The following is a 13,112-nucleotide window of genomic DNA, read 5'->3' on the forward strand; positions in this document are numbered from 1 at the left end:
GTCAAGAATGCGTGTGAAGAAGGCGCGCCCGGCGACCACGGCGACGATGTCGAATATTTCGTCATCGGCAAGCCCATGGGCGCGCAGTGTTTCGATATCCTCGGCGCCGACCTCCTGAGCGCGGCAGGCCACCTTGGCGGCAAAGGCCATGATGTCGCGCTCGACCGGGTCGGGTGCGCCTTCCTCACCGAGTAGCACGGCCTGGGTGGCCTCCATGCCCACCAGCTCCGAGAGGAACTTGGCATGGGCCAACGAGCAGTAGGAGTTGCCCAGGGCCCGGGCGGCGGCAACGGTCACCAGCTCGTAGCGGCGCGACTCCATGGGGCGGCGGATAGTGGCGATCAGCGTCGCCCAGGCCTTCATCACCTCGGGGCGATGACAGAACAGCCGGGCGTAGTTGGGCAGGTAGCCGAAGTGCGCCTGCTGGCGCTGATACATGGCCTGCACCTCGCCTTCGGCCTGCTCGGGTGGCTTCGTTGCGATATAGCTCATGGCTCTCTCTCCCTCAGGCCGTGGCGGAACGTGGATGCAGCCAGGCCGGCAGCAGCAGCCCGGTGTCGATAATGGCCTCGGCATCAAAGGCGACGCCGCAGGCGGCGAGTCGCCGCCCCAGGCTGCCGTCGTGCCATGCCTCGAACAGCTCGCTGCAGCCGCCGAGGGGCTCGCCACCGATGAAGATCTGCGGGATGGTCGGCGCTCCGCAACGCCGCGCCAGCACCGGGCGCAGGCGCACGCCCATGTCGTCGGTCTGATAGGCGGGTGAATCGAGATCCACGCTCAGGTAGTCGACCCCCAGCCGGGCGAACAGCTTGCGCGCCGCCCAGCAGAACTCGCACCAGGCAAGGGAGAACATCACCACCGGCGCCTGGGCCAGGCACGCCTCCAGGCATCGCTCGGCCTCGACATCGTACGCCGTAGCCACCGGCTGTACGGCCGCCGCTGCGGCAACGGTCGCCGGACGTGGCGCGGGCACATCGAAACGACACCCGGGCGTTGAGCGCGAAAGCGCCAGCTCTTCCTCGTTCATCTCGTCCTCGATGCCCTCGAACAGCGGGGTGGACTGGTAGCGCTCACCGGTGTCGGGCAGCATGCAGACGATATGGCTGCCGGCCGGCGCTCGCCTTGCCACCTCCAGCGCCGCAGCCAGGGTCGCACCGGCGGAAATGCCGACGAAGATGCCCTCCTTGCGGGCCAGCTCTCGGGCCAGCCGCAGCGCCTCATCCCCGGCCACCGGCACGACGTCGTCCACCATGTCGGCGGCTACCGCCTGCTGGGTCAGCGGCGAGATGAAATCGGGGCTCCAGCCCTGCATCAGGTGCGGGCGGAAACGCGGATGACTGACGCCTGCCGGCTGCACTTCGCCGCTGCCAAGCAGCGGGGCGTTGTCGGGCTCGGCAACGACGATTCGAATACGCGGATCGGCCGCCTTGAGCACCCGGGACACGCCCTTGAGCGTGCCACCGGTGCCGAAGCCGCTGACCCAGGCATGAATCGGCTCGCCCTGCATGTCGTCGAGTATTTCCCTTGCCGTGGTGCGACTGTGCACCTCGGCGTTGGCTTCGTTCTCGAACTGGCGGCACAGGAAGTAGCCGTGCCTCTCTGCCAGCTCGATTGCCTTGGCCAGCATGCCGCTGCCCTTCTCGGCGGCCGGCGTCAGTACCACGCGGGCACCGAGGAAACGCAGCAGCCGTCGCCGCTCCAGGCTGAAGCTTTCCGCCATGGTCACCACCAGCGGGTAGCCCTTGCGTGCGCAGACCATGGCCAGGCCGATGCCGGTGTTGCCGCTGGTGGCCTCGATGACCGTCTGGCCCGGGCGCAGGTCGCCGCTGCGCTCGGCCGCTTCGATCACCGCCAGCGCCATACGGTCCTTGACCGAGCCCATGGGATTGAAGGCCTCCACCTTCACGTGCACGTTAACCGTCGGCGGCGCAAGCCGAGCGAGTCGCACCAGCGGAGTGCGGCCGATGGTGTCCAGAATGCTGGCGTAACGGGTCATGATGGGTCTCCTCGGATGGGCATGCCGACAGCTTCGCCCCGTGGCGAGGAAGCCGGCGTGTGAGCCAGCGTGGTTTTTCTGGCGACGTCCTTGAAGACGGAGTTGAAAATGACCGGCCAGCCCGGCGCGATCGGCGACTATACTGCTAGCGTGACAACATCGGGTCCGGACATGAACACGCTGACCCTCAACCTGCTTGGCGATCTCGAAGTCATTCGGGACGGGCAGGTATTGTCGCTGCCGCCTTCCCGCAAGACCCGCGCCCTGCTCGCCTACCTGGCCCGTCATTCACGCCCCCTGAGCCGCGAGCACCTGTGCGATCTGTTGTGGGAGCTTCCCGACGATCCCCGGGGCTCGCTGCGCTGGAGCCTGTCGAAGCTGCGTCGACTGGTGGACACACCAGGTCGGCCACGACTGCGAGCCGACCGGCTCGCCGTGAGCCTGGATACCTCCGACATCGACATCGACGTGGCCGGCCTGCATGCGCTGTGCAACGGCGGCCTGGCAGAGGCCGACATCGAAGCGCTGGAGCATGCTGCCAACCGCTACCGTGGCCCCTTTCTGGAGGGGCTGGAGCTGGACCGCTTTCATGACTTCCACGGCTGGTGCCTGGCCGAACGCGAAGCGGCCATACGCGCCCAGACGACCCTGCTGACGACCCTGGTCGAGCGTCTGGCCGACTCTCCGCAGCATGCCCTGCCCCACGCCCATGCCTGGGTACGCCTGGCGCCCTTCAATGAAACGGCGCGTGCGCAACTGGTGCGTCTGCTGCTGGCGTTGCACCGCCCGCGCGAGGCCGAACAGCAGCTGCAACTGGGCGTGCGGCTCATCCGCGAGGCGGGCCTGCCGCTCAACGGCCAGTTGCTGCGTGCCTGGCGGGAGCCGAAGTCCTCACTGCCTCCCCTGCCGGAGAATGTCGATACCGCGACTCCCCACGCCGCAGGAGCGGTGGGCACGGGGGAAATCCATCCGGACCTGACGGGCGACACCCTGGAAGTGATGCGCTGGGCCGCGCTGTTGGCACCGGATCCCGATTTCACCACCCTGGGCCAGGTCTCGGGTCTCGATACCAATCGCCTCGGTATCGCCCTGGAAGTGGCCGAACGCCATCACTGGCTCTCAAGCGACGCTCGAGGCCTGCGCTTCACGCACAGCGCCATGGCAACCGAGCTTTACGATGCCATTTCCCCGGTACGGCGACAGACCATGCACCGGCGCATCGCCGAATGGCTCGCCGCAAGCCCCCTCAACGACATGCGCCAGGCCAGTCGGCTGGCACACCACGCCCAGGCCAGCGGCGACCTCGACTTGGCAGCCCGGGCCATGATCGAAGCCGGGCGCTTCTGTCTGCGCAACTTCGCCAACGAAGCAGCCCAGCGCTTCGCCCAGCAGGGCCTGGCCCTGACCGATGGCATGACCGGCACCCAGCGTGTCTGTCTCGCCATCGAACTGCACGAGATTCTTTACAGCGCCGCCCCACTGGCGGACTGGGAGGCAGGTGTCGGCGCAGTGGTGGCGCTGGCCGAGCAGGCGCTGGAGCACGGCGCCCTCGCCCATGCCCGGCTCGGCTACCAGCTGGCCAGCCATATCCGTTGGGCTCACGGCCAGTGGAGCGACGCCCATGAGCAGACTCTCCAGGCGGAGCGCGCAACCCGCTGCGGCGATGACCGCGAGCAGGTCATCGCCATGGCGGAAACCGCGCGCTGTCTGGCCATGCTGGAGCGCGACCTTGGCCAGGCGGCCGAGCTGCTCGAGCAGGCACGCGAACTGGCCACTCGGCAGCACATCGGCCATCCCGCCATCCCCCTGGCCCAAGGCCTGCTCAGCCTGCATGAGGATCGCTTCGACAAGGCGGCGGGCTACTTTCGCGAGGCTCGCACCCTGTGCAAGGCCATGGGCGACCGACTGGGCGAGTTCCAGGCGCAGGAGTCGCTGCTGCTGATCGACCTGGAGCGCGACGATTACCGCCAGGCCCAAGAGCGCTGCGTCCAGTTGCAGGAACTCGGCAAGCGCCTGCGCGACGGCAGCGAGGCACCTTATGCCGACGCTGCCGCGGCCCTGTGTTCCTATGCCCTCGAGGACGACTCCGCCCCCTTCGGCGTCGCGCTCGTCACCCTGCGCCACGCCGATGCCCGCCATCGCCTGGCCACGCTGCTGCTGCAGGCGGCACGGCTCGATCTCGCTCGCGCTCGAACCGAAACGGCCAGGCAGCGCGCCGGCGAGGCTCTGGAGCATGCCCATGTGCTCGAACGTCGCAGCGAGCAGCTGCTGGCCCACGCCCTGCTGACCGAGTGCGCCCGCCGCCTGGGTGACGAAGACGAACGGCGTGAGCATGCCCAGGCCGCCGAAAGTCTGCTGCAGGAGCCCATTGCGGATTGGGTCAGGCGACGCTGTCACACGCTATTGGAGCAACCTGCCGCCGAGGACGAAGCATGATCGACGTGTTCCTGGAGCGCCGCCTCCCGCGCCCTCTCGGATCGAAGGTGGTGCGTGCCCTGACCCTGGAAGGACAGCCATGCTTCGATCTGCATCGGATCCAATGGCAGGAAAGCCTGCTGGCACGAGATGGGCAACGCCTGGTCTGTCATTTTCAGGCACCCGACGTGGAATCGGCGCGTATCGGCCTGCGCCAGGCTGGGGCCGATGTCAGTTCGCTGTGGGGCGGCACCGTGCATGCTGCACCGGGCCTGAAAGACTCAGAGCTGGCGGAAGGCAACGTGCTGGTCGAACGTCACTTCGCCGCCCCCGTCACCTTCGAGGCGATCCAGGCCCTGGAAAACGCCGGGGCCGCCTGTCTGTCCAACCATCGCGTACGCTTCCTGCGCACTCACTTCTCCCTCGACCGGCAGCGCATGCATTGCCTCTACCAAGCGCCCGATGCCGAATCGGTACGCCTGGCCCAGCATCAGGCCGGCATGCCGGTCAGCAGTATCTGGGCCTTTCAGCGTATCGTACCGGCCGATACCACGGCGCAGCCCTGAAAAAACCACGCCCTCTCCCACGCTGGGTCTCACGTGCCCCACCGAATCTCGTTCCTGACCGCTGACGGTCACCCACGACGAGAAAACAAAGAAGGAGAGCTCCATGCACACCATCACTCAACCGATCGACAACGGCGTCAACGTCACCGCCCTGCTCGGCGCCCGCGAAGCGCTGGCCCAGGCTCCGGCGGCTGCCCGCTTCACCTGGCGCGCTCACTGCGACTGGATTCGCGGCACGCACAGCCAGATCGCCGTCGAGGACTTCCACGGCCTCGGCGAAACCCAGCGGCATCGCTCACGCTTCACCTACCAGGCGGACCATCCCGAAGTGTTCGCCGCCGAAGACCAGGGCCCCACTCCGGTGGAATACGTGCTCGTCGGACTGGCAGCCTGCCTCACCGCCGGCGTTGCCGCCGTAGCCCAGCATCGCGGCATCCAGCTGCGCTCGGTCAAGGCCATGGTGGAGGGCGACATGGACATCCAGGGCATCCTCGGGATGGACCCGGAGGTGCGCAACGGCTTCGACGACATTCGCGTGACGTTCGAGATCGACGCCGACGCCAGCCGCGCGGATATCGAGGCGCTGGTCGCCCAATCGCAGAAGCGTTCGGCCGTGTACGACCTGCTGACCAATCCCACCCACGTGAAGGTCGAGCTGAAATGAAAAGCGTCACCGCCGTTGTCATCGGCGCCGGGCACGCCGGGCTCGCCATGAGCCATCATCTGGCCCGGCACGGCATCGACCATGTGGTGCTGGAACGCGGCGAGGTGGCCAACGCCTGGCGCCACGAACGCTGGGAGTCGTTGCGCCTGCTCACGCCCAACTGGCAGTGCCGCCTGCCCGGGCAGGCCTACACCGGGCCGGAGCCGGAAGGCTTCATGAGCATGCCGGAGCTGATCGCCTTTCTCGACGACTATGCACGGGGCCTTTCGGCCCCGCTGCATACCGCAACCGAGGTGCTCGCGCTGCACCAGGCGGAGGACGGCTACCGGCTCGTCACCAACCGGGGCGAATGGCGCTGCCGCGCGGCGATCATCGCCACCGGCGCCTGCCAGCTCCCCGTCGTGCCTGCCATGGCGGCGGCCCTGCCGCCATGGATCATGAGCCTGACGCCGCACGCCTACCGTCACCCGGGACAGCTGCCAGAAGGCGGCGTGCTGGTGGTAGGCGCCTCGGCCACCGGCGTTCAGCTGGCCGACGAGCTTCAGCGCAGCGGTCGTCCCGTCACGCTGGCCGTGGGGCAGCACCTGCGCCTGCCGCGACGCTACCGCGGCCGTGACATTCAATGGTGGCTGGAGCATGCCGGCCTGCTCGACCAGCGCTTCGACGAGGTGGAAGATCTCGCCCGCGCCCGGCGCCAGCCTTCGCCGCAGCTGCTGGGCAACGCCACGTCCGAGGATCTCGACCTCAACGTCCTGAGCGGGCGTGGCGTTCGCCTGGTGGGGCGTCTGGCCGGCCTTGCCGGCACCCGGCTGCAGTTCTCGGGCTCGCTGGCCGTTCACTGCACCGCGGCGGATCTCAAGTTGTCGCGGCTGCTCGACAACCTGGACGCCTGGGCCATCGCCCATGGCTGGCACGACGCCCTGCCGGCCCCGGAGCGCCCAGCGTCCACCCGGGTGCTGCCGCGGCCCTGCCTGGGCCTAGACCTGGCTGCCGGTGAGATCAAGACGGTGCTCTGGGCCACGGGCTTTCGTCCCGACTTCAGTTGGCTCCAGGTACCGGCGTTCGACGCCCGCGGGCGCCTGCGTCACGAAGGCGGCGTTGTAGCACCCGGCCTCTACGCCATGGGCCTGCCCTTCATGCGAAGGCGCAAGTCGGGCGCCATCCACGGCGCCGATGACGACGCCGCCGAACTCAGCGCCCACCTGGCCGCCTGGCTGGCCAAGGCGAAAACGCACCACGGCAGCCTTGCATGAGCCCCGCAATCGCCAAGCCCCAGCCACTCGGGGTGAGCGGCTGGGGCTTCTCACCATCGACCGCGCCCACTCGGAACAGCGCTGAGCCTCAGGATCCTTTATCATCCACATTCTTCAGACTTAAATCCGGGATGACATGTGAAAGCTCTGGTCATCGAAGACAACCCGAACCTGGCCACCTCCATCGCCACTTTCCTCGGCGAGGCGGGCTTCCAGGTGGAGACCTGCGGCGACGGTCGCAGCGCCGAGCACCTGCTGCAAACGCTCTCCTTCGACTTGATCCTGCTGGACCTAGGCCTGCCCGAGCTGGACGGCATTCATCTATTGCGCCGCCTGCGCAGCCGGCACGACAAGACGCCCGTGCTGATCATCTCGGCGCGGGACGCCCTGGACCAGCGCGTGCTCGGCCTGGAGGAGGGTGCCGACGACTACCTGGCCAAGCCCTTCTCGCTGGTGGAGGTGGTGGCGAGGGCGAAGGCACTGGTGCGTCGGGCGAAGCAGTTCGGCGAGAATAGCCTGCAGTGCGGTGACATCGAGCTGCCTTCCGGCAGCCCGGCCGTACTGGTCGCTGGCCAGCCGGTCACGCTACACCGGCGTGAGCGCGAGGTACTCGAATATCTGCTGATCAATCAGGGGCGCCTGGTGAGCAAGGCGCAGCTGATCGACCGGCTATCGGACCTGGACGATGCCGTCTCCCCCAGCGCCATCGAGACCTACATCTCGCGCCTGCGCAAGAAACTGGGCGATGGCATCCAGCTGCGCACCGTACGCGGCCTCGGCTACCTGCTCGACACCAAGTCCAGCTGACATGACTTCCATTCGCTCCCGCCTGCTGCTGTGGATCGGCCTGCCCTTTACTCTGGTCGGCCTGCTGACCCTCGCCACCAGCTATTACGTGCTCTCCCACCAGATCACCGAGACCTTCGACGACATGCTGCTCAACGCTGCGGAGCGCCTGGAGCGACGCATCTATTCGGTAGACGGCGAGCTGCGCATCAACATGCATTACTTCAGCATCAGCACCCTGGGCAGCCGCGGCGATGGCAAGATCTTCTATCGGATACGCGATGCCGAGGGCAACATGCTGGCGGGCTTCGACGGTCTGGCAGACCCGCCCGGCGACCTCGACGAGCCGCTGTTCTACGACACCCGCTACGCCGGCAATACGCTGCGTGCCGTGGCCACCACCTTCCCCGTGGTGCGCTCCACCCGCAGCGGCCAGATCGAAGTGATCGTGGCCGAATCGACCGAAGCCAGGCAGAACATGATCAACGAGTTTCTGCTCACGCTCTCGGTGTTGATCGCCATCGGCGGCCTGCTGGCCGTGACCATCGCCCTGCTCGCCATTCATCGCGGCCTGGCCCCGCTACGCTCGATCAGCCGCTCGCTGCGCCGCCGTTCGCAGAACGACCTCGAGCCGATCGAAGCCGAAGTGCCCAGGGAAGTCTCGACGCTCGTCGCCAGCATCAATGGCCTGATGATGCGAATGCGCCAGAGCATTCACAACACCCAGCAGTTCAATGCCGATGTATCGCACCAGTTGCGCACGCCCATTTCGGAGATTCGCGCCCTGGCGGAGCTCACCTCCCGCCAGTCCATCGACCCGCGAGCCAGGAACAGCCTTGAGGAGATCGGGCGTATCGCCGAGAGCGCAGGCTACACGGTGCAGCAGCTGCTCACCCTGGCCAAGGCGCGCCACGAACTGGTGGATACTTCCGCCATGGCCATCGCCGACCTCGCCGAGCTGAGCCGGGTGGCATGCACCGATTCGATTTCGCGGATCTACCAGCGCGGTCAGGAGCTCGAGTTCTGCGAACGTGAGAGCGACTGTTTTGTCATGGCGGACAGCGTGATGCTGCGCTGGCTGATCCAGAATCTGGTCGAGAACGCCAGCCAGCATGCCGGCGGCAGCCAGCCCTATCGCGGCACCATCTACGTGCGGGTTTCCCGCAGCGAGGGAGCGGTGCAATTGCGGGTCAGCGATGACGGGGTCGGCGTGAGCCCGGAGCAGCTGGCCAGACTGACCGAGCGCTTCTACCGTGCCAGCCCCGAAACGCCGGGCAGTGGGCTTGGCCTGGCCATCGTCGACGAGATCGCCCGCGCCCACGGCGCCACGCTGGCACTCGACAGCCCACCGGGGCAAGGGCTAACGGTGACGGTGACCTTCCCCCAGCCACCTGCCCAGTGAAATGATCGCCGGTGTCGCCAGAATCAGCAGCAGCAGGCGCAGCACATGGTGCGACACCACGTAGAGCGGGTCGACGTCCAGCGCCACCGCGATCACCGCCATTTCCCCGACACCGCCCGGTAGCAGCGCCAGCAGCGCCGCCGTGAAGGAGTGCGTCGTGAAGCTCGCCAACAGCCAGGCGGTGGCCACCGCCATCAACACGGCATAAAGCCCGAACAGCAGCCCGTAGCGCCCCACCTGGACGACCCGCTGCCAAGGCGTGCCGGCAAAGCGCGCCCCCACCGAGCTGCCCAGCACCAGAAAGGTGGCCACCAGCAGCACATCGGGTAGCGCCACCCCATGGCCCAGGCTCGCCAGCACCACCCCTACGGCCATGGGCCCCAGGAACTCCGGCAGCGGAAAGCGCAGCAGCCGGCCCAGCCACCAGGAAGCAGGTGCCAGCAACAGCAGAGAGACGCCCGCCCAGCTCACGCCGTTGCCCTCACCCAGTGCAATGCCTCCGGCCAGGTAGCTGGCCATGAAGGCCGCCGATGCCACCACGATTACCAGACGCATGGCGTGAGTGATGGCAATCCAGCGGATGTCCACGCCCAGACGCTCGGCCAGGATCACCGTGGCATTCATGCTGCCCGGGAAAGAGCAGAACACGGCGCTCAGCCGGCTCATCCCGCTGCTGGAGAACAGCCAGGCGCCGCCGGTCAGCATCAAGCCCATGTACGCCAGCATGGCCAGCACGCTGGGATACCACTCCAGCAGGTGCGACAGCTCGCCCAGCTCGATCCGGTTACCGATGAACAGCCCCAGCATGGCGATGGAACCGCGATGCAGCCGCTTGTCGATACCCGCTCTTACGCCGGCCAATGAAGCAATCAGCACCGCGAACAGCGGCCCCAGCATCCAGGCCATGGGCAACGAGACCAGGGTGGCGACAGCGCCACCCAGAGCCCCGATCGACAACGTCGAAACGGTACGCAGCCCCATCGCTCAGGCGCCGAGCGGCTGGCGGCGCCGCCGGAACCAGTTCACCAGGTGCTGACCGAACAGCGAGATGAGCAACAAGGCCAGGATGATCAGCGTTACCGGCCGCTCCAGCACGTAGGCCAGGTTGCCGCCGCTGATCTGGTAGGAGTGCAGCAGCGACTTCTCCGCCATGGCCCCCAGCAGCATGCCGATCACGGCGGCAGGCACCGAATAGCCGTAATGACGCAGCAGCCAGCCGACCACCGCGAAGATCAGCACCGTGGCGGGTCCGGTCATGTTGCCGGTCAAGCCGAAGGAGCCCATCACCGCCAGCACCAGCACCGAGGGAATCAGGTAGCGCATCGGCACCTTGACGATGTTGGCCAGCAGCGGGATGAACAGCAGCCCGATCACCATCAGCAGGAACACCTGGGCGAAGTTGGCGAAGATGATGGCGTAGACCACATCCGTCTGCTGACGGATGAACTGCGGCCCACCGGTGATGTTGTGCATGGCGAAAGCCGCCAGCATCACCGCCGTGGCGCCCCCGCCCGGGATGCCCAGCGCCAGCAGTGTCGCCATGGAGCCCGCCTCGGAAGTGCTGTTGGCCGACTCGGACGCCACCACGCCCTTGGGGTTGCCCTTGCCGAACGAACTCGGGTCCTTGTCGCGGCGCTGGGTCTCCACATAGGAGAGCAGGTTGGATACCGACGACCCCACCCCCGGCACGGCGCCGACGAACACGCCGATGAAGCCACCCCGGATCAGTACCCAGGGATACGTCACGGCCATCTTGAAGCCCTGGAAGATTTCCGAGATCTTGACCTTGCGCGAGGCTTCCGATTCGACGATGTAGCCCTTGTTGGCCAGCTTGAACAGCTCCGAAGCCGCGAACATACCCATCATCGCGGGGATGACCGGCACCCCGTCGAGCAGGAAGGTCTGCCCCATGGTGCCCCTGGCCATGCCCAGCTCGTTGAAGCCAATGGTGCCCACCAGCATGCCGACGAAACCGGCCATCAGCCCCTTCAGCATATGCTCGCCCCGCAGGGTGGCGATCAGCGTCATGCCCCACAGGATGACGGCGAACATCTCCGCCGGCCCCAGCTTCAGCACCATGAAGGAGAGCGGCTGGATCATCAGGAACAGGATCAGGTAACCCATCAGCACGCCGATGACGGACGAGGCCAGCGCCACGCCCAGCGCCTGGTTGTGCTTGCCCTGGCGCGCCATGGGATAGCCGTCGAAGGCGGTGGCAATGGCCGAGGAGGTCCCGGGAATGTTCATCAGGATGGCCGGAATGCCACTGCCGAAGGAGCCACCGGTGAAGATGGCCGTGAGGAAGAGCATGGCCTGCACGAAGTCCATGTACAGCGTCATGGGCAGGAAGATCGCCATGGCCATGGATATCTGCAGGCCCGGCGTGGCCCCGAAGATCAGGCCGATGATGATGCCCGGTACGACCACCATCCAGGGGCTGAAATTGGTGAAGAGCAGCGCGAGCGCCTGCTCGACCGCAGCTAGATCGATCATGGTGTCGCTCCCTCAGTCCGGCAGGACCAGCATGTGCATGGGATAGGGCAGCATCTCGGCGAAGAAGAACGCCGTGCCGAAGCCGAAGGCCAGGCTGTAGCCGCCCAGCAGCAGCCAGTTACGTTCGCCCTTGAGCAGCAGGAACAGGGCAACGAACAGCACCGTGGCCACATCGAAGCCCAGGGTTTCCAGAGAGATGACATAGGCGGCAAACAGCCCCACTACCGGCAGCGTGCGATGCAGCGGTTCCCCACCGTCATCCGGACGGGTGAGCAGAGTGCCCTGCTTCAGGCGAATGGCCACCTCCAGCAGCACGATGGCCAGCACCACGAGAGACAAGGGCAGGATCAGCAGGAGATTCTGTATGGCCGACGAGACCCGAATGGCATCCATCAGGTACCACAGGGTAAAGCCGGCCAGAGCCATGAGGACCAGCAGGTCCCCATAGTCGCGTTTATGGGTGGTCATGAGACGACTCCAGGCGGCCCCGACCATGGCTGGCCGGGGCCGCGTCATGCGGCAGGGATCACTTCAGCAGGTGAGCGTACTTCTCGAACACTTCGTAGTTGGCCTGCATCAGCTCGTTGGCGCGCTCGGGGCCGACCCAGACGCCGCCGATGTCGTTGGCGGAGAGATGATCCTGGACATCCTTGCGCGCCAGGGTGTTCTGGATCGCCTCGGAGAGCGCCTCGAAGCGCTCGGGATACTGGCGCTCCATTTCGCTGCTGACGGCGAAGCCGCGCATCGAGCCCTGCAGCACCGGTACTTCGAGACCCATCGGCTCGAGCGCCTCGTTGATGGGCGGAGCGTCCCACTGGTCGATGCGCTCGTCGTTGACGACGGCCAGCGGCGTGAGGAACTCACGGATGCCCTCGCTGCCCTCGGCGCTGATCGAGGTGAAGTGCACCTGGCCACCGGCCACCGCGGAACGCGCCTCGCCGCCGCTGTTGTAGGTCACCAGATTGAGGTTGTCCTGGGGAATGCCAGCCTCATCGAGCAGCAGCCGAACCATCAGATGGCCCGCCGAGCCCTGCACCACCGAGCCGCGCACCTGGCCGGGGTTGTCGCGGATTGCCTCCAGCAGCGAAGGCAGGTCCTCGAAGCCGCTGTCCTTGTTGGCGGCAATCAGGTCGAGATCGAACCACTGGAAGTTGACGAACGAGAAGTCGTCGATGGCGTAGGACGCCCCACCGGTCAGGATGGTGTTGGTCAGGTACGGCGCAAAGGTGGAGGCGTAAACGGTGTAGCCGTCGTCCGGCCGCGACAGAATATAGTTGGCGGAAACCTGGGTGCCTGCTCCCGGGCGGTTGGTCACGCGCACGGGCGTCTCGAGTTCTTCGGACAGGAAGTTGGACATGGCGCGCGCCATGCGGTCGGCGCTGCCGCCGGTACCGAAGCCCACCACCATATCGACGGGGCGATCAGGGTAATCGTCCGCCGCGACGGGCGCTGTCATCGTGAGTGCAGCCAACACGGCTGCCAGAGTGCCGGTCATGAGCACCTTCCGACCGGTCTGTGAAATTCCTTCGAACATGGC

At 66.6% G+C, this 13,112-nt stretch carries 11 protein-coding genes; 6 read left to right on the top strand and 5 right to left on the bottom strand.

Translation table 11 applies throughout. The features are described 5' to 3' along the window. Nucleotides 1–505 precede the first annotated feature (505 nt). On the bottom strand, nt 506–1,996 hold the full coding sequence (gene cysK, locus C4S71_RS14555; RefSeq protein WP_103969615.1) for a cysteine synthase A: 1,491 nt from the start codon (nt 1,994–1,996) through the stop codon (nt 506–508). A 171-nt stretch (nt 1,997–2,167) separates the two neighbouring features. Here cysK and C4S71_RS14560 point away from each other — a divergent pair, with 171 nt between their 5' ends. From C4S71_RS14560 to C4S71_RS14585, 6 genes are all read left to right on the top strand, one after another. Further along, nucleotides 2,168–4,432 carry an ATP-binding protein gene (locus C4S71_RS14560; protein WP_160113396.1) on the top strand — a complete coding sequence of 755 codons (2,265 nt, stop codon included), beginning with the start codon at nt 2,168–2,170 and terminating at the stop codon, nt 4,430–4,432. Next, nucleotides 4,429–4,977 (top strand): DUF4242 domain-containing protein, encoded by a 549-nt coding sequence (locus tag C4S71_RS14565; RefSeq protein ID WP_086510417.1) that lies wholly within the window; start codon nt 4,429–4,431, stop codon nt 4,975–4,977. Before C4S71_RS14560 ends, C4S71_RS14565 begins: the two co-directional genes overlap by 4 nt. Nucleotides 4,978–5,080: 103 nt before the next feature. Beyond that, on the top strand, nt 5,081–5,641 hold the full coding sequence (locus C4S71_RS14570; protein WP_103969617.1) for an OsmC family protein: 561 nt from the start codon (nt 5,081–5,083) through the stop codon (nt 5,639–5,641). Further along, nucleotides 5,638–6,894 carry a flavin-containing monooxygenase gene (locus C4S71_RS14575; protein WP_103969618.1) on the top strand — a complete coding sequence of 419 codons (1,257 nt, stop codon included), beginning with the start codon at nt 5,638–5,640 and terminating at the stop codon, nt 6,892–6,894. Before C4S71_RS14570 ends, C4S71_RS14575 begins: the two co-directional genes overlap by 4 nt. A 138-nt stretch (nt 6,895–7,032) precedes the next feature. Next, a complete protein-coding gene (locus C4S71_RS14580; protein ID WP_103969619.1) occupies nt 7,033–7,701 on the top strand; it encodes a response regulator transcription factor in 669 nt (222 codons plus the stop codon). 1 nt (nt 7,702) lies between these two features. Further along, complete coding sequence (locus C4S71_RS14585) at nt 7,703–9,082, top strand: sensor histidine kinase (protein ID WP_103969620.1); 1,380 nt, start codon at nt 7,703–7,705, stop codon at nt 9,080–9,082. On the opposite strand, the gene C4S71_RS14590 is transcribed toward C4S71_RS14585, so the two are convergent. From C4S71_RS14590 to C4S71_RS14605, 4 genes are read right to left on the bottom strand one after another with little or no spacing between them, the layout of a single operon-like run. Continuing rightward, nucleotides 9,041–10,063, bottom strand: coding sequence for an AbrB family transcriptional regulator (locus tag C4S71_RS14590; RefSeq protein WP_103969621.1), 1,023 nt, complete (start codon nt 10,061–10,063; stop codon nt 9,041–9,043). The genes C4S71_RS14585 and C4S71_RS14590 overlap by 42 nt on opposite strands. Before the next feature lie 3 nt (nt 10,064–10,066). Then, nucleotides 10,067–11,575: a tripartite tricarboxylate transporter permease gene (locus C4S71_RS14595; protein ID WP_086510411.1), complete on the bottom strand. Its 1,509-nt coding sequence runs from the start codon at nt 11,573–11,575 to the stop codon at nt 10,067–10,069. A gap of 12 nt (nt 11,576–11,587) precedes the next feature. Next, complete coding sequence (locus tag C4S71_RS14600; protein WP_086510410.1) at nt 11,588–12,043, bottom strand: tripartite tricarboxylate transporter TctB family protein; 456 nt, start codon at nt 12,041–12,043, stop codon at nt 11,588–11,590. Nucleotides 12,044–12,101: 58 nt separating this feature from the next. Then, nucleotides 12,102–13,070: a Bug family tripartite tricarboxylate transporter substrate binding protein gene (locus tag C4S71_RS14605; protein ID WP_235014483.1), complete on the bottom strand. Its 969-nt coding sequence runs from the start codon at nt 13,068–13,070 to the stop codon at nt 12,102–12,104. Nucleotides 13,071–13,112: the final 42 nt, after the last annotated feature.

The sequence above is a fragment of the Billgrantia desiderata genome, from assembly GCF_900108215.1.
GTDB classification, from domain to species: domain Bacteria; phylum Pseudomonadota; class Gammaproteobacteria; order Pseudomonadales; family Halomonadaceae; genus Halomonas; species Halomonas desiderata.